This is a genomic window from Stenotrophomonas rhizophila, from assembly GCF_007667275.1.
Taxonomy (GTDB): domain Bacteria; phylum Pseudomonadota; class Gammaproteobacteria; order Xanthomonadales; family Xanthomonadaceae; genus Stenotrophomonas; species Stenotrophomonas maltophilia_AE.
In genome coordinates this window covers 695,227-718,695 of sequence record NZ_VDQT01000001.1, presented here as the reverse complement: position 1 = coordinate 718,695, position 23,469 = coordinate 695,227, and the positions used below count along the sequence as shown (strand labels likewise).

Sequence of the window (23,469 nt, the reverse complement as noted above, 5' to 3'; positions counted from 1 at the left end):
CCCGACCCCTACGAGGAATCACCCATGAATACCGCTACTTCCAAGATCGCCCTGGTCACCGGTGCCACCCGTGGCATCGGCCTGGAAACCGTCCGCCAGCTGGCCCAGGCCGGCGTGCACACGCTGCTGGCCGGGCGCAAGCGCGACGTTGCCGTGGCCGAAGCGCTCAAGCTGCAGGCCGAAGGCCTGCCGGTGGAGGCGATCCAGCTGGACGTCGGTGATGCCGCCAGCATCGCCGCCGCCGTGCAGGAAATCACCGACCGCCATGGCCGGCTCGACATCCTGGTCAACAACGCCGGCATCCTGCTCGACGACCCCGCGCTGCTGCCGTCGGCACAGACCCTGCAGACCTGGCGCGACACCTTCGATACCAACGTGTTCGCGGTGATCGCAGTGACCCAGGCCTTCCTGCCGCTGATCAAGGCATCGCCGGCCGGGCGCATCGTCAACGTGTCCAGCATCCTCGGCTCGCTGACCCTGCACAGCCAGCCGGGTTCGCCGATCTACGGCTTCGCGGTGCCGGCTTACAACGCGTCCAAGAGCGCGGTGAATGCCTGGACCGTGCAGCTGGCTTACGAGCTGCGCGACAGCACCACCAAGGTCAACACCGTGCACCCGGGCTACGTGAAGACCGACATGAACCGTGGCGAAGGCGAGATCGAAATCGCCGATGGCGCCCGCTCCAGCGTCGGCATGGCGCTGATCGGGGCCGATGGCCCCAACGGCAGCTTCACCTACCTGGGCGAGGTGCTGCCATGGTGATCCGTGTGTTGACCGCCGCCGTTGCCAGCGCGCTGCTGGCCGGCTGCGTCAGCGTCGGCCCCAACTACCAGGCACCGCCGGCGCAGCCGGTGGTCCTGCAGGGCGCGGCCGCGCCGGTGTTCAGCACCACCTCGCCGGTGGCCAGCTGGTGGGCGCAGTTCGATGATCCGGTGCTGGAACAACTGGTGCACGACGCGCTGGGCGAGAACCTGGACCTGCGCATCGCCATGGCGCGGGTACGCGAGGCCCGCGCGGTGTTCGTCGAACAGCGCCTGGACCAGCTGCCGCACGTCACCGCCGGGGGCGCCTACGACCGCAGCAAGCAGCCGGACCTGACCGCCGGCGGCGAGCGCGTCTTCAGCGAAACCTACCAGCTCGGCTTCGATGCGGGCTGGGAACTGGACCTGTTCGGACGCCAGCGCCGCGCCGCCGAAGCGGCGCGTGCCGACCTCGGTGCCGAGCAGGACAACCTCGCCGATGCGCAGGTCACGGTGGCCGCCGAAGTGGCGCGCAACTACTTCGAGCTGCGCGGTACGCAGAAGCGGATCGTCGTGGCCGAGCGCACCCTGGTCAACCTGCGCGACACCCAGAAGCTCACCGAAGCGCGCTGGAACCTGGGCGCGGGCAGCGAGCTGGACGTGCAGAGCAGCCGCGCACGGCTGAAGGCGATCGAAGCGGACATTCCGCTGCTGGAAGTGGCCGAAGTGCAGTCGCGGCATCGCCTGGCGGTGCTGCTGGGGCAGCGCCCGGATGCGCTGGACGCGCTGCTGGCACCGCGCGAGGTGCCGCCGTACGCCAAGGCGTTGCCGTTGGGCGACACCACCGACCTGCTGCGCCAGCGTGCCGACGTGCGCGTGGCCGAGCGTCGCCTGGCTGCCGCCACGGCGCGGGTGGGCGTGGCCACGGCCGACCTGTTCCCACGCATCAGCCTGAGCGGTTTCGTCGGGTTCCTGTCCGGCGATGCCAGCGGGTTGGTCAACGGCAACAACAAGGCGTGGTCGGTGACACCGTCGATCAGCTGGGCCGCGTTCGACTTCGGTACGGTCAAGGCAAGGCTGCGTGCCAGCAAGGCGCAGGCCGATGGCGCCGCCGCCGAGTATGAAAAGGCGGTGCTGCTGGCGCTGGAAGACACCGAGAACGCGTTGACCCGCTACGCCAAGCAGCAGGCGCGGCTGGCCATCGTCGCCGAGCAGGCGCAGGCCGCGCGGCGCGCCGAGCAGCTGGCGCAGATCCGCTATCGGGAGGGGTCGGAAGACTTCCTGACCCTGCTCGATGCGCAGCGCACCCAGCTGGCGGCCGACGATGCATTGGCCGCGGCCGAGTCCACGGTCAACGTCAGCGTGGTCGGTGTGTACAAGGCGCTGGGCGGGTGGGGGCAGCAGCAGGACGCGACGCCGCCGGCCCTGGCCGGCACGATGCGGTAACCCCGGCAGGGGGCGGCACGGGTCGCCCCCTGCACGCTTTGTAGCGGTAGGCCGTGATGGCGTGCCGGGAAACCCCGCGCTGACGGCTTTGCCTCTGCCGGGTCGGACCGGGGCGGTGCTAAAAACACCGCCTGTCCGGGAGATGAGCAATGCAACGGAAGTGCTGGAAGCCGCCGCGTGCGGCCAGGGAAGAGCGTGTCGCGACGAACGCGGGCCTGTCGGCCAGCGTGATCGTGTTGCTGGTGGTGGCCGCGTTGACGGTCAGCCTGGGCTTCGCCCGGCTGCCCGACGGGTTGCTCGGCATCGGTGTGGTCGCGGTGGGCGTGTTCCTGGCCATCAGCGCCCGGATCTGCCAGGCGCGCGAACAGCACCAGGCCCAGTGCCAGGCGCTGGATGGCCTGCGCCGGTCGCCGCGCGGTTGAATGCGGCGGGCCTGCGCAGGCAGGCGAGGCCCGTTACCGGGCCGAGCGTTCCGGGAAGGTCAGTTCAGCCTGTACCGGGTAGTGGTCCGACGGCACCACGCCGCCGGGCTTCTGGTCCAGGGTCTGGAACCGGTTCACGCCGAAGCCGCGCACCAGGATCCAGTCGATCTCGGCGGTGGGCGTATCGCTGAAGTTCTGGAAGGTCAGGCGCGGGCCGTCGACCTTCTTCGCCAGCTTGCGTGCATCGCCCAGCGCCTGGGTGAAGGCGGCATAGGTGCCGCTGCCCGGTTCGCTGTTGAAATCACCGGTGACCACCACCGGGATGTCCCTGGGCAGCGCGGCCAGCCGCTTGGCGATCAGCTTGGCGCCGAGGACGCGGCGCGGCTCGTCTTCGTCGCGGTAGGGCAGGTGGGTGTTGTACAGGTAGAACTGCCTGCCATCGGCCTGGCGCTGGAACAGCGCCCAGGTGACCATGCGCGGCATCAGGTTGCCCCAGGTAATGCTGCCGGCGACCTCGGGGGTGTCGGACAGCCAGAAGTTTCCGGATTCGACCACCTTCAACGCGGCGCTGTCGTAGAACACGCCCATGTGCTCCTCATTGTCGCCGGGGCCACGCGGCTCACCGAACCAGCGGTAGCCTGGCAGGTGCTCCACCAGATAGTCGGCCTGGTTGGTCTTGAGTTCCTGGGTGCCGAACACCACCGGGTGCTGCTCACGCAGCAGCGCCACCATCGCATCGCGACGGTCCTCCCAGCGCTTGTTGGGTTCGGTGTCCACCGGGGTGCGGACGTTGAACGACATCACCCGCAACGGCTCGGGCGCCTTGGCCAGGGCCGGGCCGAGCGGCAGCGCCAGCGCTAGCAGGGCCAGCAGGGCCGGACGACGGAAAGCAGACAGCATGGGAATCCCTCCATTCCATGAAAACGTTTGCAGAGGGTGCCATGGAATGCCCGGGCCCGACTATGCGGAGGTTGGCGGCAGTGGCGCCGGGCGGCTCAGCTGCCCAGCAGCACGATCCCGACCGTCAGGTTGATCGCGGTCCCGAGCGCGAACACCCACAGCGCCGACAGCGCCGAGTTCAGCCAGGAGCGCTGCAGCGCGACCTTCAGCCAGCCGGTCTGCACCACCAGGTACCACGCGGCCGACAGCAGGCCGGTCGCGATCCCCAGCGTGGTGGAAAGCTCGCCGGGCAGGCGCACGAACACCATGCTGGTGGACAGCGCCACCGCGAACGGGGCGGTGAGGTAGCACTGCATGAAGAACGGGCGCCGCAGCGATTCGCGGGTCATCGGCACCCGCTTGCGGCGCAGCAGGTGCACCGTGGCCACCAGCGGCCAGATCGCGAAGGTGATCGAGCGGTACAGCAGCAGGCTCTCCTCGTTGCCCATGACCGTGCGCGACAGCTCGTTGGTGCCGACCACGGTCTGGTGCATCAGCAGCTCCACCCCATGCGCCACCAGCACCGCCAGCATCAGGAACATGGGCGGGCTGATCGCATCGTCGAACTGGCGCTCCAGCTTCTGGGTCAGCTCCGTGTTCACGTACTGCGCCATGCGCCGGGGGTGGACGATCACCCGGTACAGCGTGCGCGGGAAGAACAGGAACCAGGTGCAGAGCTCGTAGAGGAACTCTTCGAGCGAACGCAGCAGCTTGAGGAAATCCATTCAGACCTCGGGCGCGGGACGTGATGGCGCGGCGGATGCCGCTACCGGGCCCAGCATGGCCCAGCAGCGGCGTCGCGTACAACCGCAGGGCGTGTTCAGGGCATGCCGCGCTCGCGCCGCCATTGCTGGAAGTAGGTCACCAGGTCGGGATCTGGCACCAGCGCTGCCACGGCAGCGGGTTCCGCCATCGCCATGGACGCGGCCGTCGTGCCGTAGTCCAGCAGGTACCGCACCGAGAAGGTGGCCCCGGGGAACTGGTTGCGCGCCATCTGCAGGACGACCCCGCCGCACGAGGCGCACATGTCGAGCACGGATACCAGCCGGAACAGGACGGCATCCGGGTGCGAACCCAGTCGGCTCAGGATCAACCGCTCCGAATCCAGTGCGCGGTTGAACTGCAGTTCGCGCAGGTCGCCCGCGTGGCGCAGCACGGGCAGGCTGGTGATGGTCGGCAGCGGCTCGACTCCCTGCATCGCCTCGCGCGCGTCGACGATGCGGGTGCCGTCGGGAAGCATGGCGTTCGCTCTCGCTTTTACACCCCGGGTGCGTTTTCCGCCGGAGATCGCGTGGTAGATCGTGCGCGTGCCGTCGCGGTCCACGATCTCGACATACGCAAAGTTGCCGCCCTTGAGGTGCTCCAGGATCTGATTGCCGGCATCGGGACGGGCCAGCATCGCGGCATCCAGGTCCTTCCAGCTGCCCTTGCCGCCGGTCGCCGGGAGCAGGGCATTGAGGATGGTGGCGCTTTCGGTTCGTTCTGCGTCGGAGCTGCTGGCAAGCGCCTGCCAGTCGGGAATGCGACGGCGTGCGAGCTGCACGAAACCGCGCTGTTCGCGTGCACCGGTGAGCACGCTGTCCGCGTATCGCTTGAGCACGTCCGGGCGGCCGCGTGCGGCAAAGTACGCCACATAGGCCTCGTAGCTGGGGAAGCGCGCCAGCTGCTCTGCGTCCAGGCCCGGCCGCAGGTAACTGTAGGCCAGGCGCGCGATGTTCTCGCGGTCCTGCTCCAGGTACGGGCGCAGCAGATTCATGCGATAGCCTTCGGCCACACGCAGGTAGGCATTGAGGGCCGCAGCATCGCGCTCGGGATGAATGCGGGTGAACTGCAGCGCGGCATCGCGGCCATCGTCTTCGGGAAGCGCAGCCCGGTAGATCACCCCGTCATCGGGTTCGATGCACAGCCCACGCAGGAACGGCGATTCCACCCGGATCGCGCGCAGGCGGCGGGCGTCGGCCACCTCTGGAAGCAGCGCGCCCACGTCAACCACCGGCAGCATGTGTTGAAGCCGCGTCATGTGTTCGTCGGTTGGCAACCCGCTCAGGCCGAAGCGGGGCTCGTTCGCCACCGTTGCGGTGAGCGTATCCGGATACGTCACCCGGGCTGGCAGGCGCAGCGCCTCCAACTGCGCCGCGTCCACCGGAACGAGCTTGGGCGGCGCGCCGATGGCGCCCGGTGTCCATGAACAGATCCGGCCCTGGTGCACCGCGAGGCGAAGCGGATTACCGCTGCCCGGATCAATCCGCGCCAGATCCAGGGTGAATTCACGGGTGGCTGCTGCAATGGCGTCGGCGCGTGGGTCCGGCAGGGTGTCGACAGCCAGTTCCTTCGCCGCGTCCGGCGTGAACCGCAGCCGCGACTGCAGCACGCAGGGCACCGCCTCCAGCGATCGGCGTGGCCGGCAGCGCGCCGGCACCTCGCGCCATTGTCCGGCGGGCCCGCGGCCTTTCGCCGTGGCCACCTGTTCGAATGCATCGCCGGCGTGGTTGAGCCGGTAGTGCTGGTCGCGGATCACCACTTCCCAGTCATCGTGGCCGTGGTCGAGGAACTGCGCGGGGGTATCGCCGATGGCGATCTGCAGCCCGTCGTCCCTGCGGGTGACGGGAAGCGTTGGCGGCAGGTCGCGTTCCAGCGTGAACGCCTCCAGCGCGGGCCCGTAGGGCTGTCCGCTGTAAACGTCGTAGCGGTGCCACGCGCTGCCACGGGCCATCGCCAGCACCGTGCTTCCATCGGACAGCCGTGCCTCGGCCAACGAGGGCGTCAGCACGCGTCGTTCCTGCAAGGCCGTCGCCGGCACACCGCCGCTGGCCATCGCGTGCTCCAGCGCCAACGCCGAGCGTTCCACCGCCGGACGGCTGCGCAGCACCTGTTTCAACCACCCTGCGCCCTGCAGCGCGGTGTTCCAGGCATGGCTGCCGGCCCACAGACCGCCCTTGGCCATGTCGCGCAGGGTGCCCGCACCGCCGGCCATCACCAGCGATGTGCCGAGTGCCTGCAACGCGCTCCCGGCTTCGGCGGCAATCGACTGGATGCTGCGTTCGCCGGCAGTGGTTACGACATCCACGGTGCTGGCCAGGAAGCCGATGGATGGCGCGCCGATGGACGCGGCATCCATCCCGCAGCGGAGGAAGGTGCCCACCGACCGTTCACCCGCCTCAAGGTCCTCGATGCATTCGTACAGGGGGACCAGGAATTCGGCGACGGTATTGAGCTGATGCAGTTCGCGCTGGTGCAGCTCTTCCAGCCCGGTCAGGTGGGCCAGCTCGTCAGCACGCGCCTGCTCGAAGCGTGCCTGCCATAGATCCGCCGCCGCAGCCTTGGCAAGCCGCACGACCGTCTGGTCGCCATGACCGGACACCGTCCCGCTGCACGGCGTCACGATGAGCCCGGACAGTGGCGCGAGCTGATTGCCATCGCGGTGTCGCTGTACCGCACCGCTGACCAGGCCTTCGAAGTCGACAAGATCGCCCAGGGCGCGGTCCTTCCACACCCGCCGCGCCACCCCGGCCTGCGGAACGATCTCGAAGTACACGTCCTGGGCGCCGGCGGCTGTTGGCGTGCAGCGCAGCAGGAAGCCCTGAACGGCGGAGCGGTCATCGCACCGCACGCGCAGGGAGGTGCAGCCGGCGGTTTCGATCAGCCGCCGGTCGACAGCCGGCAGGCCATCGAGTGCCGTGCCGATCAGACCCGCCAGTCCGTCTTCCACCGTCTGCTTCCAGACCTCGTAGGCGCTGTCGAAACGACGCGCGGTGGTGGGCCCACGGGTCGACACCCAGGCGTCGGCTACCACCAGCGCCTGCAGGGTATCGTCGTTGGTGATCAAGGCGCGCTGGCGCGGGTCGTCGGCCTCGCCAGCGCCGACCGCATCTGGTTTGGCCAGGGCATACAGGTGCTGCTCGAAGGCGATCAGGCGCGAAGGCACGATGCCGTGGCGCGCCAGACAGGGCTCGCCGATGTCGGCCGGTCGCTGCGACCACAGCGCCACGTCCACGCCGGCCTCGCGCAGGGTCTGACCGGCGATGTCCATGCGCCGCGGCGACGGGCTGGCCAGTTGCCGCACGTGCTGCGCGTGCGCATCCTGGTCGGCCTTCAGCAGGTCCAGCGCATCGGCCAGCTGCTGTCCGCTCGCCGCATCGAACCGGGTCAGGTTGCCCACGCCACCCTGCGCGGTGGCATACGCCAGCGCTGCCGGCACCAGCGCACGCGCCCACGCCGCATGCAGGTCGTCGTTGCCGCCGGGCGTGGGTGCGGGCTGCGCCAACTGCGCGGGCAGCGCACAGACCGCATCGAATCCCACGCGGCTGCAGGCACCGGGCTGCATGGCGTCCAGCAGGATCGCGCCGTGTCGCAGCGCGACGCTCTGCAATGAGCGGCCATACGTGAGCCAGTCGGGCACGCCCTCCACCTGCAATGCCGGCTGGTCCAGCTCGCTGGTCAGCAGCCAGTACATCACCTCGAGTGCCGCAGGCGAAGCGTCGCCAGTGGTGTCGAGGATGCTGGCGCGCAGTTCGTGCGCCAGTTGGATGATCGGCACGTCCACCACCCCGGGCGCGGCGAAGCGTTCGCGCAGTGCGTCGATCCGCTCAATGCCGACGTAGCGCTCCAGCATCCGCTGCGCGAGCAGCGCTTGCGCGCCGCGCATCGAGACCTCCGGTTCACCGGCGCCGCCCAGCCAGCCCGCCTCGGCCAGAAGCGGCCGGCACACCTCCGCGAACTGGCGCGTGCGTGACATCAGCGCCCAGGCATCGGGGGCAGCCAGCGGCCCGGCATCGCTGCCTTCGTGCTCATCGGGGTGCAGCAGGGAGAGACCAAACTGCTCGAGCAGGTCATCCAGTGGCGGCAGTTCTACGGCATGCGACCCGGCGGCCTGCGGGCGATCCGGAACCGCTCGCAGCGCGACTTCGGGCAGAGCCGCATCCTCAGGGTTGTGCGCCCCTGCATCTGATGCGATGCGCTGGGGCAGCACGGGGAACGTAAGCGGTGCACGCCACGCCGGCGCGGCGCGTAACGCAGGCGGCAGCAACGCTGCACCGAACGCCAGGGCTTCATCGACGGTCAGCGCGGGATGGCGCGCGCGCAGCTCGATCGCCAGCGACAACGCGGGTGCACCGTCGACCGCCGGATCGCTCGGCACGTCCCAGCCTGCGCCGGGAACCGCCAGCTGCGCTTCGGCCGACGCGTCGAGCAGGGCGGCGCAGGTGCTGGGCGACAATGGCGCCTCGCGGTCCAAGCGTGATCCCGCGCTGCGCCCGGCCACCGAGCCGAGCAGGCGCTGCCAGACGAGCTGCTGCGCATCGTCACTGGCGCACCACAGGTCCAGCGCCTGTGGCGCGTCCATGATCCGGGTCCACAGCGTGGGCATCGGCACGGAGGGCCGCGCGTCCGCGGTGATGTCGATGGCATGCTTTACCGCGTGGACCACGCCCTCGCGATTGCTGCGCATGCCCGGCGCGCGCCACAGCGCCGCCAGCGCGCTGTCCGGCAGCAGGGTGAGCCATTCGTCCGGCGTCAGCTGCCAGATCGATCCGCGCTGGAAGCGGTCGCGCCAGGCGCCCAGCGCGTCCGCCCCTGGCGCCGCTGCCAGCTGCCGGAAGAAGCCGTGGACCAGCTCGGGGGTGACATTGTCCACCGCGATCTCCACGGCCTGCGCCACCAGCTGAAGGCTCTCGCGCCCGCGTTGCAGGCGCAGCAGGTCGCGCGCCTGCTGCTGCGGGTCGTCCGCGATCCGGTCGCGACCGAGCAGGTGCTGCAGCACGGCAGCCGGCAAGGGCAGGGTCACGGTCATCGGTAGCAGCAGGGGGCGGAGTCGTTCGGGTGTGTGCGCCAGGTCCAGCGCCTCCAGGCGCGCGAGGGCGCTGGACGCGCGGGCGCCACCGGTCCAGGCGAAGAACCCGGAGAACGCCGGGTAGGCCCGTCGATACCACGGATCGGCCTGTGCCATCGGCACGTCAACGCCCGCATACAGATGCAGCACCGGTGCGATCAGTGCGCCGGTCAGTACGCGCAGGTCGTTGCGGCGGGGATCGATCAGCGACTGTGGCGGTGGCTCCAGGTCTTCATAGCGGGCCAACGATGCGGCGATGCGATGGAACAGCGCGCCCAGTTCCGTGACCCAGTGCGTGCCTGCCACGGCGGCCTTTCGTTCCAGGTGATCGCGCCAGTCGGTTGCGGTCGGTGCCTTCCCGCGCCAGTCCCAACCTGCGCCGAAACGCAGCGGATCCAGGTCCCGGCGCAGCGAAACCAACAGGTCGGCCAGCAGCGTGTCGGCGCTGTCGAGCCGGTCGAATCCACTGGCATCCAGCAGCGCGGGTTGCGCTTCCACCAGCCAGGCGCGCATCTCGCCGACGCTGGCGCCATGCGGCAGCGGCCTGCCGTAGGTCCGATGCATGCGCGCACGGTGGGCATCCAGCTGCGCGTGGGTCATTGGCGTTGCCAAGCGGCCGCTGACCGTATCGGTGTCCCACGCCAACGCATCGAAATGCGCATGCGCCGCGGCAGCGGTGGTGGCGTCCTGCGCCTGCACATACGCCGTTGCCGCGCGGCCGATGCGGGCCAGGCCATGCATCGCGCGGCGCTCGCCCGTGGCATGCGGGACATGGGTCAACAACTCCAGCATGCGCGCGAACGCATAAGCGCGTGCCGTATCGCCACCGTCGGCCAGGCTGCGCCGCGCACCTTCGGGCAACATCGGCAGGCGCTGCAGCGTGGCGTACCACGCCTGCAGCGGTGCGGACTCGAAGAAGGCCGCCAACGCGTCGGGATCCGGCGCGCGGTGTTGCAGGTCGAGTCCAGCCTGCGCGAAGGCGTCGGTGATCGCCGAGTACAGACCGGTGAGGGTGCGCGGCACCTGCCAGTCCAGCGTGTCCCACCAATCGCCGGGTGCCAGGCGATCCACAAGCGGTGCCAGTACTGCCAATGGCAGCCGACCCTGCCCTGGGATCATGTCCTGCGCGGCGGCACCGGTGAACAGCGCAGGCGGGGTGGAGTCACTGCGGTCGCGCATGCCGAAGTCGGTAAGCGCGCCGGCGTCCGCGCGTGGCAGCGCCGGAGGGTGCGTCCACGTTGCGCCTGCGGGCAGCGGCGGGGTGTTGTCGGGCATGAACGTGCGCAGGGCATTATCCGTGGTGGCGCCGTCCGGCCCGGGAACCTGGCTCGCCAGGAATGTGCCCATCGCCGCCGCACGTTCGCGCAGCATGCCGGGCACCACGCGCCGCTCCTCCCAGCACTGACCCGGCACGGCCACCGCGTTGCCCGGACGCTGGCGGCCAAGCAGGACATCGTTGCTTGCCTCCAGCGGGGGCTCGCCGACGACCGGCGTACAGGCAAGTGCCACGATAGCACCCATCCACGCATCGCCCATGGCATGGGGATGCGCGGCATTGGCCACCGCTTCGGGGCGCGGCAGGGCCTTGCTGCCCAGCAGCGCGGCGCCGTTTGCAGCGGCGAATCCGATATCAAAACCGGCCTTCACCAACTGCGGCACCTGCCACGGAACGCTGAGCAGCGTCACCAGGACGCGCGCGGCGCTGTCGTAACGGCCCAATGGCTGCACCGTCGTCGAGGTGTCCACGCTGGCCTGGTGGGCCACCTCCAGCAGCGCGGTGGCCAGCGGGGAAGGTGCTGTGATGCGGTGAGGCGCGCATGCCGATACGTCGAGCTGCGGCTCGGCCACGCCACGCTGCCGTGCGGCGAGCTGCTGGTAGGCAGCGCGTATCGAGCCCGCATCCTGCGCCCCGGAAAACACGACCGGCAGCCCGGCGCGCACATCCAGCAGGCCGGCATCGCGTTGCTCGTGCTGGCGGATGCATCGCTGCGCGCGTTGCAGGGTCTGCGCGGACGCACCGGGCGCCAACTGCGCCAGCTGCGAGGCGACCGACGCATGGCGCGCCTGCATGTCCTGGCCGGCGACGCGCGCGTCCTGATGCCGGCGCGCCAGTTGCCGCGCATCCACCCCGACCCGCTGCGCGCGCTCCATCTCCAGGCGCTGCTTCCACGCAGCAGGAGGGACATCGACCGGACGGTAAAGCGCCTCGCGCAGGCCGCGCAGCAGCGGATCGCGTTCGGCGGTCGCCGCGCGCAGGCGTGGGCGTTCGGCAAGGCACTCCACTTCCCACTGTGCCTGCGGCAGTCGCAACGCGTAGTGCAGCACGCTCCGCCACGCCGTGGCCTCGTCGTCGCTGCAGGCGGGCAGGGCACACTGCGCGGCAAGCCACTCCGACAGTGCGTCGCTCAATCCCGTTCCGGTCCACCCGCCGTCCAGCAGCGCCTGCATCAGCGCGGTGTCGATCGGCCCGTTCATAAGGGCATCGGCCAGTTCCCTCAGCCGTGCGCGCGGCACGCCGATCAGCGGCACGTGCAGCGTTGGGAGCGCCTGCGCGCGGTTGTGGACCTGGTCTGGCATCGATCCCGCGGGTGCGGTCAACGGGGCGGCGCCGGGCACAGGCAGCGGGGAGGTCGTGGCGGTGGGCAGGGCGTGGCAGCGGAACATCATCGGCACAGGCAAGGCATCACAGCAGGCGCAGGGGGCGCGGAAGGGCGCCGATCCTACGGATGGGCTCCGCTGCTGCAATCGACTACGCCAATGGAACCTGACTGAAACAGTGACTTTGCACATCAAAGTCGTTGCGGCATGGGCGCTTCGGACAGGCCATCGCCAGGCGTCGCCGCGCACCGCGGGCTGTCGGTATCGGAAGTGTTGTATTCCCGCGCCAACCCCGTGAGGCCGGGCTGGCAGGCCGCGAACCGGGTACTCTGGTCGATTCCACGCGCAGCGCAGGCCCCTCATGGATTACCAGCTTGTCATCAAATTCTGGCGGAAGTCGCTCGACGACGAGGCTTTCCTGCCGACGCTGGAGGCCGAGCTCGCCGCGGCGCTGGGCACCGCTGCCCGGCTGGACGGCTATGACGTCAGTGCCAAGGAGATCAACCTGTTCATGGACACCGCCGACCCGCGCCCCACGTTCCGCAAGGCCAAGGACGTGCTGGAACGGCTGGGCGTGCTGCACAGCGTATCGGCCGCCTATCGGCTGGTCGGCGGGGCGCAGTTCACCTCGCTATGGCCGACGCGGATGGCGCGCAAGTTCACGTTGCCCTGAACCGGCGCGCGCCTTCTACGCAGCGGTCAATCCCAGGATGCAGGCCATCAGCGCATCGGTCTGCTGCGGCGCGCGCTGCGCCTCGGGATCTGTGAGCATCTGCAGCCAGAAGCCATCCGCGGCAAGTCGGGCGGCCCGAAGCCTGGGGTCGTCGCGTTCTGAAGGTACCTGCTGCAGCCGCTGCGCGAGCCAGGTGCGCCAGAGATGAGCGAATGCCGGCTCGACAAGCGCGGTCAGCGAAAACTTTGCCCACTGGCGCTCGTCTGCCTTCATCGACTTGAAGGTGGCGGTGACATAGGCGCGCGTGAATCGTCCTGCTTCGACATCGTCGCGCGCGATGCAGGCGTCCAGATCGCGGTCGAAATGCAGCAGGCATTCCGCGTAGGCCGCTTCCAGCAGCGCCTGCCGCGTGGGGAAATGATGGAACAGTGCGCCCTTGCTTACCCCGGCGCGTGCCGCCACGCCCAGCACGGTCACGCCGGCCAGGCCACCGGCGAGTGCTTCCTGGACCACCGCGTCCAGCAAGGCGACGCGCACCACGGCCGGCTGCCGGCGTCGCTTGGGGTCGGCGTTCAATGCGCGGCCGCCTTGGAGAACGCGTTGATCATGACCACGCCGCCGACGATCATCGCCACGCCCGTGACCGCCTGCCAGTCCAGGGACTGCTTGAACACCGTAACGCTGATGACGAGCGTCAGCACGATGCCCAGGCCGCCCCAGATCGCGTAGGCAATGCCCAGCGGCAGTGTTTTCAGCGCGTGGCTGAGCAGATAGAACGAGAGTCCGTACAGCAGCGCCATGCTGACGGTGGGGGCGAGTCGGGTGAACTGCTCGGTCTTCTGCAGCAGCATCGTGGCGGTTACTTCGGAGACGATGGCACCGGCAAGGAACAGATAGGCAGTCAACAATGGGGACATGGATCAAGTTCAAGTTAGATACCGACCGGACGGTATGTTACAGGCCTCCGCGGTGAACAGGCGCTGAAATTCATCATTGCACCATGCCGTAGCGACAGCACACCGACCGCAATTGTAATGTTATGAAATAACGTTACACTTAATCCCGACGGTTCCGGCTTACGGGGGAGGGCACGTGCAGCGCCCGCCGACAGCACGCTGCACGCTCTGCCAAGTGACCGCACCATGATCAAACCGACCCTTATGACGGCCCGGGCCCTGCCGCGTGCCTGTCGTTTCCACTCGCTGCCCGCCCGCACCCTGCTCGCCAGTGCGCTGCTGGTCGCGACCCACGCCTCGGCTGCGGAACGCAGTCCTGCGTCGACGGCGCAGACCGTCGCCGAGCTCGACACCATCCGGGTCCAGGCGCAACGACTCGGGACCACGGAAGGCACCGGGTCGTACACCTCGCCGGTCGTGACCTGGGGCGGCAAGGCCCCGGTAAGGCTGCTGGAGGTTCCGAGCTCGGTCAGCGTGATCACCCGCCAGCGCATCGAGGATCAGAACCTGGTGACCGTCGAAAGCGCGCTGAAGGAAGTCACCGGCGTCACGGTTTCGCCGTGGGACGGGGCGACCAGCCAGATCCGTTCGCGCGGTTACACCCTCGAGTCTTCCTACGATGGCATTCCCGCCTATGGGGCGCTGTCGGCTTTCCAGCAGTTCGACCTGGCCATCTATGACCGCGTCGAAGTACTGCGTGGACCCGGTGGCATCTTCCAGGGCTCGAGCCAACCTGGCGGCGTCGCCAATTTCGTCCGCAAACGCGGCAGGGACGTATTCGGGGGCGCGGTGGCGCTGTCGGCAGGGTCATGGTCGAACCACCGCGCGGAGCTCGATATGGGCGGCCCGCTCAATGCCGCCGCCACGCTGCGAAGCCGCGTAGTGGCCACCGCGCAGGACCGTGAATTCTTCTATGACGTGGCCGATTCCAGCCACCGTCTGGTTCACGGCGTGCTGGACTGGGATGTGGCGCCGTCGACGACCCTTTCGCTGTTGGCCACGCGGCAGTCGGACGACGTCATGCCGTACCCGGGCCAGCCTGCGTATACGGACCAGCGCTTCCTCGACGCACCGCGATCCCTGTATCCGTATCCGGACTGGGTGATCCAGCGTTGGGACAAGGAAGCAGTGACGCTGGATCTGGAGCATGCCCTGGACAACGGCTGGCTCGTGAAGGCGAGGGCCAGCCGTCAGCGGCTGGACTGGTACTACAAAGACAGTTATCCCACCGGTGGCGTGAACCGGGCGACCGGGACGGTGGCCAGCTACGCGCGTCGCCGCAGCGACAGCGACGAGATCCGCGAAGGCGTCGATGTGTTTGCCGCGGGCGCGTTCGCGCTGTGGGGGCGGCAGCATCACGCCACCATCGGTGCCAACATCGAGGAATACGAGAGCCTCACCCGCTTCGGCCAAGGTCCCGTCGTCCCGGGCGTGCCGGTCATGGAACCTGGCGTCGTGCCGGATGTGCCCATCGCCTACACCTCGGGCTACCACGCGGTGACCCGACAGAGCGGCCTGTACGGTCAGCTGCGGCTGGCGCTGACCGACCGCCTGACCGGTGTCGCCGGCGGTCGCTGGAGCCGGTTCGACGTGCAGTCCCGCACCGTATCGCCGCAGCCGCTCAGCGCGTGGAAGGACGGTGCCCAGGCGAACGGGGAGTTCACCCCCTATGCCGGCATGGTGGTCCACATCACCGACGAGATGACCGCGTATGCCAGTTACGCCGATACCTTCATTCCGCAGACGCAGCGCATGGTGTCGGGTGAGACCATCGACCCACGCGTGGGCAGGCAGCTGGAAGTCGGTGCAAAGGCCAGCCTGCGCGGCGGGGCACTCAACCTCGCAGCGTCGGCGTTCCGCACGCGCGACGTCAATCGTTCCTACCCCGACCTGGACAACCCGGGATTCTTCCTGCAGGCCGGCGAAGTGGAGGTCAAAGGCTGGGAGCTGGAGGCAACTGGCAGTCCGCTGCCCAACCTCGACCTGACCGCCGGATACACCCGGCTGCTGACCCGCTATGTCAGCCACCAGACGCTGCCGACCGGGTCGCCGTTCACCCTGTTCGAGCCCGATCACACCGTGAAGCTGTTCGCCACCTACCGGCTGGAAAGCGGCGTGTTGCGCGGGTTCTCCCTCGGTGGTGGGTTGCATGTTTCGAGCGGACTGCTTGGCACGGGCGTGGCCGGCATCCGCGAGCAGGCCGGCTACGCCGTCGCCAGCGCACATCTTGGCTACCGCTTTACAGAGGGGCTGCGGATGAGCGTGGCGGTCAACAACCTGTTCGATCGCCACTACTACGAGCGCGTCGGCGGCCTCAACAGTTACAACACGCCGGGCGAACCGCGCAATGTGATGCTCACCGTTCGTTCGCAGTTCTGACCCTGCCCGATCCGGTGCCATGAAACTTTCCGCCAAGGATGCATGGCACCTGGTCCGGCCGTACTGGGTATCTGAAGACCGGTGGCGCGCCTTCGGCCTCCTTGCGACCATCGTCGCGCTGGACGTTTTCCTCACCTACGTCGGCGTGCGCCAGACCCATTGGCAGAAGCATTTCTTCGATGCGCTGGTGGAGCGGGACCTCGCCGCATTCTGGCGACAGATGTGGGAACTGGGCTTGATCATCACCGGTATCGTGGTGGCCGGCACGGCGAGGGTGTGGTTCGAGCAGGCGCTCGCCATGCGCTGGCGCACCTGGCTGACCGGACGCCATCTCGACCGATGGCTGCGCGACGGTGCCTATTGGCGCGTTGCCGAGTCCGGCACGGTGGACAACCCCGACCAGCGGATTGCAGACGACCTGCGCTTGATGGCGACCGATACGCTCCGGCTGTCGGTCGGCGCGTTGAACTACCTGGTCGATTTCTTCACCTTCGCCACCATGCTTTGGGGGCTTTCCGGTGCGGTTTCCTTTGTGTTCGGCGGGGCAACGCGGGAGGTGCCGGGGTACATGCTGTGGGCGGCGGTCGCGTATGCGCTGGCAGGCTCGTTGCTGATCGAATGGATAGGGCGGGGATTGGTCGCGGTCGACTACCAGCAGCAACGGCGCGAAGCCGATTTCCGCTTCCTGCTGGTGCGCCTGCGAGAAAACGCCACGGGGATCGCGCTATGGCGCGGGGAAACGGCCGAGCGGGTCGGTCTGGCCGGTGCGTTCGACGCGATTCGTGACAACTGGCGCGAGGTCATGCGTTACACCAAGCGGATCACGGCAATGAATGCACTGTATGTCCAGGGTTCGATGCTGTTGCCGTTCCTGTTTACCGGTCCGCGTTACTTCTCCGGCGCCATCACCGTAGGCACGGTGATGCAGCTCAACAGCCTGTTCAACAGGGTGCGTGGAGCGCTGTCGTGGTTCGTTTACCGCTACAAGGATCTCGCCCTGCTGCGCTCGGTGTTCCATCGCCTGCACGAGTTTGAAGCAGCACTGCAGCGCCCCGCTGGGAATGGCATCCGCTTCAATCGGCAGGGCAGTGACCTTGTGCTCAGTGGGGTGCGTATCGCACGTCCGGATGGCCGCGCGCTCGGCGGGATTGACCATCTGCGGCTCGAGCCGGGAGAGCGCCTCTTGATCCAGGGCGCATCGGGTGCTGGCAAATCGCTGCTGCTGACCGCCCTGGCCGGACTGTGGGCCGTGGCCGAGGGCGGGGTGACGGTGCCGGCGGGGAAGGTGCTGTTCGTCCCGCAGCGCAACTACCTTCCCCAAGGTTCCCTGCGTGCGTGCGTGGCGTATCCCTCTCGGGCTCATGAACTGGACGAGGCCGCGCTTCGTGCCGCGCTTGTCGATGTTGGCCTGCACCGGCTGGTAACGGAACTGGACGTGGAGCAGGACTGGATGCGACGGCTGTCTCCCGGGGAGCAACAGCGGCTGGCATTCGCGCGTGTGCTGTTACAGCATCCGGCCGTCGTGTTCCTGGACGAGTCCACGTCGGCGCTGGATGCCGATGCGGAGGCACTGGTCTACGCATTGGTGATGCAACGCCTTCCGCAGTGCATCGTCGTCAGCGTGGGCCACCGGGAGAGCCTGGCTCAATGGCATGGGCGCAGCTTGCGCTGGGGGGACGCTGGAGGTTGATGTCGGCCCCGGACCCAATGCCGTAGGTGTACCCTTGGTGTGCGGGTCTCGGCTTATCAGGATGAAAACATGTCAAAAGGATTGATCTGGCTTTGTTTTGTTGCGGGTGGTCTGGTAGTCGCTGATCCAGCAGCCGCCAAGGTGGTTCGTTGCGATGTCTGTACGGCCGACGTCGATTTCAGACGGGAAGCAGAACTCGCCGGCGCAGGTACACACCTGGTCTACAACCTCCACGACAACGTTCTTCAGCAGTGGTACGTGCCTGTCGTTTCCGGCGTGGAGCCACCGCTCATCGTCGTGCCCGTTGCCCAGCTGGGACTGAACCCCAGCGTTGTCGACAAGACGGCATACGACTTCGTTCTCGACTACAACATGCGGGCGATGGTGGAATCAGCTGCGGGTTCCACGAACGTGATTTCGTCTGCCACGGGCACCGATGTCGTGTCGGAGATGGCAGACCCAACGTCAGTCGGCACGGGTCATCTTGGGCTCCAGGAGCAGGCGCGTCCGCCGTTCAAGGTCGTGTTCAAGGACGGATCAAGCGTGGTCATCCGTGTCGATAGGGATCATGCCAATGGCCGGTATGAGAGTGGCAGCGCCCGTACGGTGGCCGGTCAACTGATACCCGCTGACGTTCAACAGGCCGTGGGCGTGTGGACGGACTACGGCGGCGACGACCTGGATCGCATGGCTGATCAGCTGCGTCGACTGGGAAAGGCCGTGAAGATGGCGGGTTCAGCGCACGCGGTGATCCGCATGATCAACTGCACGTCGGATGGCTGTATTGCGCAAACCGCAAGCAACTGATCTTCGCGTAGGACTGTGCAGGAGGCGCAGGGACCTGAGCCCCTGCGCCAGAAACTCATTCGAAGACGACTGCGTCTTTCCTGAACTCGCTCCAGGAATCGGTGACCACACATTGGCCCTCATGGCAGAACTTCTGCGTGCAGGTGTACCAGCCACCACCAGTCGGGTAGCAGCTCGTGCTGTATGACGCAGCCTGCGCCTGGGGAACTACGCCCATCGTCGCGCCAAGGCCTGCAGCGGCAGCGATACAACCAAACAGGATACTGTGGATCTTCATGATCACTCCTATTGGTAATGGCAAATGGATGCTCAGCGACGCTGAGCATTCAAAAACTGTCAGGCGACAGCGATTTTGGCAATAAGAAAAGTCCGAGGCGATCGTAGGAATACTCCTGAAGTATTCGGGAGCGATGCCGGTAAGGGGACGGGGGACAAAAAGAAAGCCGAGAGTCCCATTTCATAAGGATCTCTCGGCTTCTCTGGGTCCTCTCAGACCCTTCTTATGGTGGAGGCGGGGGACCTCCACCTTCCCCACCTGAACTACGCAACTTATTGAAGTTGCTGGGTCGACGGGCTTCCGACGTCTCGCGGCGCGATACCTATAAACGGGCAGAAGGGATAAGGCGACGGGCCAGGTGGGCTCTACTGCATATCCCGCTGCCGTCCTTACGCAGCAAGGGGCGGCGCGGTAGGGTGCGGCTCGAAGCTGGCTAGGCGACCGTGCCGAGCTGGCGGATGCCAACAGCCAGGTAGCCGTCGCAAACGTCCAAGCCGCCCAAGCCCATGAGCTGCGGCAGGTTGACCGCCAGCAGATCGTGGCAGCACAGGGTGCCGGTGACACCGCCGACGCCAGAGAAAAACAGATCAATGCAGATTGCGAAAATCGCCGGTCGGCTGCTGTTGCTGGCCGGGATTCTGACCTTGGCCGGCTGCTCCACCTCTGGGCAGGCTGCGAAACGCAGCGACTGGCCGACGGTGCCGCCACTTCCGCAGAAGCTGCGGAACAAGACCGACTACGCCGGGCAAGTGCGGCAAGAGTTCTAGGAGCCGTCGAGCTCGCCCAGTCGAAGCGAGACGAAGCCGTAGACCGCTACCGGGTGGTATAGGAAGCGATCAATCATGGCTCGGCCAAGTAGGGACGCACCGCCCGCGCCTAATCTAGGCCAGCTAGGGATATTCCTACTTCCAGAGCAGCAGCCTTCGCTTACGCTGGGCTACCAATGCCCCGAGGTAGTCGGCCCACGCCGGCCTGAGCGAAACCATGAGAAAACTCTGCGTCGCGGTCTATGTGCTGCTGGGTGCCGTTATTGGGCTATGGCTCACCTTCGCATTCGGCGGCTACGTTATCTACATGTTGGTGGGCCACGGATTCTTCTGGTGGACCGGGGGCGCCTTGAGCCTTCTGCCAGCCTGCATCGCGGGATACTTGGCAAATCGCCTTTGGGGGCGCGCATCTCACCGGCAGCGGTCATGGATGCTGTGGCTCGGAGCAGTCGCCCTGGCCGCACTTGGGCTGGGTCTCCCCGCGTGGGTCTATGCCGTGGCCTGACTTGTATCCAACGAGGCCAAGGTATCGCTGCACCCCTCGATCCACCCCGCTGGCCAGCAGCCGACGAGCATCGTCGCGGGCAGCACGGGCCATGGCCAGGGTCACGTCAGGACCCAAGATATATCCCCACAGTCGCATGGGCTGCAACGGATGCCCCAGACTACGTGGGACAAAAAGAAAGCCGAGAGCCCCGTTTCATAAGGATCTCTCGGCTTCTCTGGGTCTTCTCAGACCCTTCGTTGGTGGAGGTGGGCGGAATTGAACCGCCGTCCGAAGGCACTCCATCCCCAGTTCTACATGCTTAGCTCACCGTTTGGTGTCGTCCTGTGGCAGTACGGTGTGCGAAACGCACCCCAGGATCAGCCTGCTTTAGGTTAGGTCGCGACTGACAGGCAGCCATCACGACCGATTCCATGATAATGACCCTACACCGACGAGCATGGACACAAGTGGGTTCGGGGCTCCGCCTAAGTCGGCAGAAGGTAACTCAAACAGCTTTTAGGCTGCGAGAGCGACCGGAGCGTAGTTGTCGTCGTTGGCAACTAGAGTTTTGCGGCTGGATTTACGAGGAAAGCTGCCCCCTCGGCATGCACCAAGTGACTTCACAACCCCCGTCGAAACCAATGCACCCCCGGTTTCTTCAAGAACTGCAAGGCGTCTGGCGACCCAGACGTTACTTGATAGGGCCGATCCTACTCCGATTCAGCTGAACAGTCACCTGAAAACGTCACGGCCCTGTCGGTCTTACCTTCCTTCACGCTGGCGCTTGCTGTCGGCCTGGTGCTTGGCCCGCACCTTGCGCTCGTGGTTTTGCGCGTTGCGCTGGGTCATGGCCTGCTTGCGGGCTTCGGGTTCGGCGCGGGCCATCAGGGCCTCGATCCGGGCCACCAGGCGGCGGTGCTCCAGCGAATCGTAGGTCTGGGTCTCGGAGGCGTCGCGCTTGGCGTTGCGCTGCAGGTAGGTCAGCACCTTGAGCAGGGCGGCCGGGTCCATGGCCCGGGTGAGCTCGGCGAAGATGGTTTCGTAGGCGGCGATGTCCGCCTGGAGCAGGGCAGCAGGATCCGCGCTGGGGGCGGTTTCCTGGGATTCTTCTTCGGTCACGGAGGGCTCCGGGGGTGTGGGGTGAAACGCGGCCGGGCAGGGCCCGGCGCTGCGTGAATACAGGGCGGTCAGGCGTCGCGGTTGTGGCGGCGCATGGTGCGCTGCTTTTCGCGGGCCCAGTCGCGGTCCTTTTCGGCGTCGCGCTTGTCGTGGGTCTGCTTGCCCTTGGCCAGCGCCACTTCCAGCTTGATCTTGTTCTTGCTCCAGTACATCGCGGTGGGCACGATGGTGTAGCCGTCGCGTTCGACCTTGCCGACCAGCTTGTCGATCTCGCTGCGGTGGAGCAGCAGCTTGCGCTCGCGGCGGTCGTTGGCGACCACGTGGGTGGAGGCCTGGATCAGGGGGGTGATCTGGGCCCCGATCAGGAAGATCTCGCCGTCCTTGATGTAGGCGTAGGCGTCGACGATGTTGCCGCGGCCGGCGCGGATCGACTTCACCTCCCAACCCTGCAGGGCCAGGCCGGCCTCGAAACGGTCTTCCAGGCTGTACTCGTGGCGGGCACGCTTGTTGAGCGCGATGGTTTTGTTGGCCGTCGCGTTCTTTGCTTTATCCTTGGCGCTGTTCTTGCTCATTCACCTATTGTCTCCGATTCGGGCCCCCCGTGGTCGATTCGCCAGCCAAGCCTTCGCATGCCAACTATTCGACGTAGTGCCCTGGTGGAACATTCGGCTGCCCGCATGTTCGACCTGGTCAATGATATTGATGCCTACCCGCACCGCTTCCGCTGGTGCTCGGCTGCGCAGATCCTGGAAACTGGTCCCGACCGGGTGGTGGCGCGGCTCGACCTGGGCCTGGGGTCGTTTTCGACCTGGTTCATGACCGAAAACACCCTGCAGCGCCCCCATCACATCGATATGCAGCTGCGCGATGGCCCGTTCAAGCGCCTGCACGGCCGCTGGGAATTCCATGCGCTGGCCGAAGACGCCTGCAAGGTGACCCTGACCCTGGAGTTCGAACCCAACTCGCGCCTGCTCGGGCCGGCACTGGCACTGGGCTTCCAGGGGCTGGCCGACCGCATGGTCAACGATTTCGTGCGCGTCGCCGACGAGCAGGACTGAGCCATGATCCGGGTCGAAGTGGTGCTGGCCTGGCCGGAGCGGGCGGCGTCACGCCTGCTGGAGCTGGCCGAGGGCGCCACTGTGGCCGATGCGATCGCGGCGGCGGCGATCGAGGGCAGTGACGCCTGTCCGGCGGTGGCCCTGCATGGGGTGGTCGCCAGGGGCGACCAGCGCCTGCACGACGGGGACCGGGTGGAGCTGCTGCGCCCGCTGCTGGCCGACCCGAAGGACAACCGGCGGCGGCGCGCAAAGGCGAGGTAGCGCCGCTGCGCAGCGCACGGCGCTGCCCGGCGGCCACCCGCGCGCGGGATCAGCGGCCGCGCTTCTTCTTGTCCTTGGCCAGGTTGCGGCCGAACTGGCGCACCTGGTCCCGGGCCAGCTGGGCGTCATCGTTCGGGAAGAAGTCGCCTTCCCAGCGGGTGACCTGGTCGTTCTCGAAGAACACGGTGAAGTTCTTCACTTCGGTACGGCCCAGGCGATCTACCCGCTGGCTGGCGGTGTAATCCCAGCGCTGGGCATGGAACGGATCGTCGATGGACGGGGTGCCCAGCAGGGCGTTGACCTGCTGCTTGCTCTGACCGACCTGCAGCTGACCGACGGACTGCTCCCGGATCAGGTTGCCCTGGTAGATGGGTTGCTTGTAGATGATGCCGCAGCCCGTGGTGGACAGGGCAACGGCGGCGACCAGCAGGAGATTGCGCATCGGGAATGGCGGTTGGGGAAATCGAGTCGATGATACACTCCGAACGTGTCGCCGCGACCCGATCCGAGGCAGCTGGCGCTAAATCGCCAATGAACGGAGACCTATGGAAACCCACGACCTGCGCAAAGTTGGCCTGAAGGTGACCCATCCGCGTATGCGGATCCTTGCCCTGCTCGAGCAGCGCGACGCCCAGAAGCACCAGCACCACATGACCGCCGAAGACATCTACCGCCAGCTCCTGGAGCACGGCGACGAGATCGGCCTGGCCACGGTGTACCGGGTGCTGACCCAGTTCGAGGCCGCCGGCCTGGTACTGAAGCACAACTTCGAGGGCGGCCAGGCCGTTTACGAACTGGACCGCGGTGGCCACCACGACCATATGGTCGATGTCGACTCGGGCAAGATCATCGAATTCGAAAGCCACGAGATCGAGGAACTCCAGCGCAAGATCGCCGCCGACCACGGCTACGAGCTGGAAGAGCACTCGCTGGTGCTCTACGTGCGCAAAAAGCGCCGGTAACCGAAGGTTACCCGCCCGGTAGCTACCGACCGTTGGTCGGTAGACCTTCAAAAAACCCCGG

At 67.1% G+C, this 23,469-nt stretch carries 20 protein-coding genes and 1 other RNA gene; 10 read left to right on the top strand and 11 right to left on the bottom strand.

Features of this window, described 5'->3' with window-relative positions:
• Positions 1-24 precede the first annotated feature (24 nt).
• The 3 genes from FSZ13_RS02950 (at position 25) to FSZ13_RS02940 (ending at position 2,608) form a co-directional block, all read left to right on the top strand.
• Complete coding sequence (locus FSZ13_RS02950) at positions 25-762, top strand: SDR family oxidoreductase (RefSeq protein WP_145477929.1); 738 nt, start codon at positions 25-27, stop codon at positions 760-762.
• Entirely contained in the window at positions 756-2,186 is a 1,431-nt protein-coding gene (locus FSZ13_RS02945; RefSeq protein WP_145477928.1) for an efflux transporter outer membrane subunit, read from the top strand. Before FSZ13_RS02950 ends, FSZ13_RS02945 begins: the two co-directional genes overlap by 7 nt.
• Positions 2,187-2,335: 149 nt before the next feature.
• Positions 2,336-2,608, top strand: a complete 273-nt coding sequence (locus FSZ13_RS02940; RefSeq protein ID WP_145477927.1) for a hypothetical protein — start codon at positions 2,336-2,338, stop codon at positions 2,606-2,608.
• 33 nt (positions 2,609-2,641) lie between these two features.
• Here FSZ13_RS02940 and FSZ13_RS02935 read toward each other — a convergent pair whose 3' ends face one another.
• The 3 genes from FSZ13_RS02935 to FSZ13_RS02925 all read right to left on the bottom strand — a co-directional run bounded on the left by FSZ13_RS02935 (position 2,642) and on the right by FSZ13_RS02925 (position 11,951).
• Positions 2,642-3,508: an endonuclease/exonuclease/phosphatase family protein gene (locus tag FSZ13_RS02935; RefSeq protein ID WP_145477926.1), complete on the bottom strand. Its 867-nt coding sequence runs from the start codon at positions 3,506-3,508 to the stop codon at positions 2,642-2,644.
• 95 nt (positions 3,509-3,603) lie between these two features.
• Positions 3,604-4,272, bottom strand: coding sequence for a hypothetical protein (locus tag FSZ13_RS02930; RefSeq protein WP_145477925.1), 669 nt, complete (start codon positions 4,270-4,272; stop codon positions 3,604-3,606).
• Positions 4,273-4,367: 95 nt separating this feature from the next.
• A complete protein-coding gene (locus tag FSZ13_RS02925) occupies positions 4,368-11,951 on the bottom strand; it encodes a deaminase domain-containing protein (RefSeq protein ID WP_145477924.1) in 7,584 nt (2,527 codons plus the stop codon).
• 382 nt (positions 11,952-12,333) lie between these two features.
• Between FSZ13_RS02925 and FSZ13_RS02920 the strand changes: the two genes are divergently transcribed.
• A complete protein-coding gene (locus FSZ13_RS02920; RefSeq protein ID WP_145477923.1) occupies positions 12,334-12,645 on the top strand; it encodes a hypothetical protein in 312 nt (103 codons plus the stop codon).
• A gap of 15 nt (positions 12,646-12,660) precedes the next feature.
• On the opposite strand, the gene FSZ13_RS02915 is transcribed toward FSZ13_RS02920, so the two are convergent.
• Both FSZ13_RS02915 and FSZ13_RS02910 read right to left on the bottom strand, forming a co-directional pair.
• The gene (locus tag FSZ13_RS02915) at positions 12,661-13,221 is read right to left on the bottom strand and encodes a TetR/AcrR family transcriptional regulator (protein WP_186308827.1); all 561 of its coding nucleotides are present in this window, start codon (positions 13,219-13,221) and stop codon (positions 12,661-12,663) included.
• A complete protein-coding gene (locus FSZ13_RS02910) occupies positions 13,218-13,562 on the bottom strand; it encodes an SMR family transporter (RefSeq protein ID WP_145477922.1) in 345 nt (114 codons plus the stop codon). Before FSZ13_RS02910 ends, FSZ13_RS02915 begins: the two co-directional genes overlap by 4 nt.
• 225 nt (positions 13,563-13,787) lie before the next feature.
• Between FSZ13_RS02910 and FSZ13_RS02905 the strand changes: the two genes are divergently transcribed.
• From FSZ13_RS02905 to FSZ13_RS02895, 3 genes are all read left to right on the top strand, one after another.
• The gene (locus FSZ13_RS02905; RefSeq protein WP_145477921.1) at positions 13,788-15,980 is read left to right on the top strand and encodes a TonB-dependent siderophore receptor; all 2,193 of its coding nucleotides are present in this window, start codon (positions 13,788-13,790) and stop codon (positions 15,978-15,980) included.
• A 19-nt stretch (positions 15,981-15,999) separates the two neighbouring features.
• The gene (locus FSZ13_RS02900; RefSeq protein ID WP_145477920.1) at positions 16,000-17,670 is read left to right on the top strand and encodes an ABC transporter ATP-binding protein/permease; all 1,671 of its coding nucleotides are present in this window, start codon (positions 16,000-16,002) and stop codon (positions 17,668-17,670) included.
• A gap of 69 nt (positions 17,671-17,739) precedes the next feature.
• Positions 17,740-18,477, top strand: a complete 738-nt coding sequence (locus FSZ13_RS02895) for a hypothetical protein (protein ID WP_145477919.1) — start codon at positions 17,740-17,742, stop codon at positions 18,475-18,477.
• Between the two features lie 55 nt (positions 18,478-18,532).
• Here FSZ13_RS02895 and FSZ13_RS02890 read toward each other — a convergent pair whose 3' ends face one another.
• The 5 genes from FSZ13_RS02890 to smpB form a co-directional block, all read right to left on the bottom strand.
• Positions 18,533-18,754 carry a hypothetical protein gene (locus FSZ13_RS02890; RefSeq protein WP_145477918.1) on the bottom strand — a complete coding sequence of 74 codons (222 nt, stop codon included), beginning with the start codon at positions 18,752-18,754 and terminating at the stop codon, positions 18,533-18,535.
• A gap of 433 nt (positions 18,755-19,187) precedes the next feature.
• On the bottom strand, positions 19,188-19,484 hold the full coding sequence (locus tag FSZ13_RS02885) for a hypothetical protein (protein WP_145477917.1): 297 nt from the start codon (positions 19,482-19,484) through the stop codon (positions 19,188-19,190).
• Positions 19,485-20,266: 782 nt separating this feature from the next.
• Positions 20,267-20,659: a transfer-messenger RNA gene (gene ssrA / locus FSZ13_RS02875) on the bottom strand.
• A gap of 111 nt (positions 20,660-20,770) precedes the next feature.
• Entirely contained in the window at positions 20,771-21,127 is a 357-nt protein-coding gene (locus FSZ13_RS02870) for a hypothetical protein (RefSeq protein ID WP_145477915.1), read from the bottom strand.
• A 68-nt stretch (positions 21,128-21,195) separates the two neighbouring features.
• Positions 21,196-21,699: an SsrA-binding protein SmpB gene (gene smpB / locus FSZ13_RS02865; protein ID WP_145477914.1), complete on the bottom strand. Its 504-nt coding sequence runs from the start codon at positions 21,697-21,699 to the stop codon at positions 21,196-21,198.
• Positions 21,700-21,756: 57 nt separating this feature from the next.
• On the opposite strand from smpB, the gene FSZ13_RS02860 reads away from it, so the two are divergent.
• Together FSZ13_RS02860 and FSZ13_RS02855 are read left to right on the top strand one after the other, a co-directional pair.
• Positions 21,757-22,185, top strand: a complete 429-nt coding sequence (locus tag FSZ13_RS02860; protein WP_145477913.1) for a type II toxin-antitoxin system RatA family toxin — start codon at positions 21,757-21,759, stop codon at positions 22,183-22,185.
• A gap of 3 nt (positions 22,186-22,188) precedes the next feature.
• Positions 22,189-22,446: an RnfH family protein gene (locus FSZ13_RS02855; protein WP_145477912.1), complete on the top strand. Its 258-nt coding sequence runs from the start codon at positions 22,189-22,191 to the stop codon at positions 22,444-22,446.
• 49 nt (positions 22,447-22,495) lie between these two features.
• Here FSZ13_RS02855 and FSZ13_RS02850 read toward each other — a convergent pair whose 3' ends face one another.
• Positions 22,496-22,888 carry an outer membrane protein assembly factor BamE gene (locus tag FSZ13_RS02850; protein WP_145477911.1) on the bottom strand — a complete coding sequence of 131 codons (393 nt, stop codon included), beginning with the start codon at positions 22,886-22,888 and terminating at the stop codon, positions 22,496-22,498.
• Positions 22,889-22,991: 103 nt separating this feature from the next.
• Here FSZ13_RS02850 and fur point away from each other — a divergent pair, with 103 nt between their 5' ends.
• A complete protein-coding gene (gene fur, locus FSZ13_RS02845; RefSeq protein ID WP_145477910.1) occupies positions 22,992-23,408 on the top strand; it encodes a ferric iron uptake transcriptional regulator in 417 nt (138 codons plus the stop codon).
• The last annotated feature ends 61 nt before the right edge of the window (positions 23,409-23,469 follow it).

Coding starts and splice junctions, on each gene's coding strand:
- FSZ13_RS02920 (WP_145477923.1), top strand. CDS start 12,334: ATGGATTACCAGCTTGTCATCAAATTCTGGCGGAAGTCGCTCGACGAC.
- FSZ13_RS02860 (WP_145477913.1), top strand. CDS start 21,757: ATGCCAACTATTCGACGTAGTGCCCTGGTGGAACATTCGGCTGCCCGC.
- FSZ13_RS02935 (WP_145477926.1), bottom strand. CDS start 3,508: ATGCTGTCTGCTTTCCGTCGTCCGGCCCTGCTGGCCCTGCTAGCGCTG.
- FSZ13_RS02925 (WP_145477924.1), bottom strand. CDS start 11,951: ATGCCAGACCAGGTCCACAACCGCGCGCAGGCGCTCCCAACGCTGCAC.
- FSZ13_RS02945 (WP_145477928.1), top strand. CDS start 756: ATGGTGATCCGTGTGTTGACCGCCGCCGTTGCCAGCGCGCTGCTGGCC.
- FSZ13_RS02890 (WP_145477918.1), bottom strand. CDS start 18,754: ATGAAGATCCACAGTATCCTGTTTGGTTGTATCGCTGCCGCTGCAGGC.
- FSZ13_RS02855 (WP_145477912.1), top strand. CDS start 22,189: ATGATCCGGGTCGAAGTGGTGCTGGCCTGGCCGGAGCGGGCGGCGTCA.
- FSZ13_RS02910 (WP_145477922.1), bottom strand. CDS start 13,562: ATGTCCCCATTGTTGACTGCCTATCTGTTCCTTGCCGGTGCCATCGTC.
- FSZ13_RS02905 (WP_145477921.1), top strand. CDS start 13,788: ATGATCAAACCGACCCTTATGACGGCCCGGGCCCTGCCGCGTGCCTGT.
- FSZ13_RS02850 (WP_145477911.1), bottom strand. CDS start 22,888: ATGCGCAATCTCCTGCTGGTCGCCGCCGTTGCCCTGTCCACCACGGGC.
- smpB (WP_145477914.1), bottom strand. CDS start 21,699: ATGAGCAAGAACAGCGCCAAGGATAAAGCAAAGAACGCGACGGCCAAC.
- FSZ13_RS02900 (WP_145477920.1), top strand. CDS start 16,000: ATGAAACTTTCCGCCAAGGATGCATGGCACCTGGTCCGGCCGTACTGG.
- fur (WP_145477910.1), top strand. CDS start 22,992: ATGGAAACCCACGACCTGCGCAAAGTTGGCCTGAAGGTGACCCATCCG.
- FSZ13_RS02940 (WP_145477927.1), top strand. CDS start 2,336: ATGCAACGGAAGTGCTGGAAGCCGCCGCGTGCGGCCAGGGAAGAGCGT.
- FSZ13_RS02930 (WP_145477925.1), bottom strand. CDS start 4,272: ATGGATTTCCTCAAGCTGCTGCGTTCGCTCGAAGAGTTCCTCTACGAG.
- FSZ13_RS02950 (WP_145477929.1), top strand. CDS start 25: ATGAATACCGCTACTTCCAAGATCGCCCTGGTCACCGGTGCCACCCGT.
- FSZ13_RS02895 (WP_145477919.1), top strand. CDS start 17,740: ATGTCAAAAGGATTGATCTGGCTTTGTTTTGTTGCGGGTGGTCTGGTA.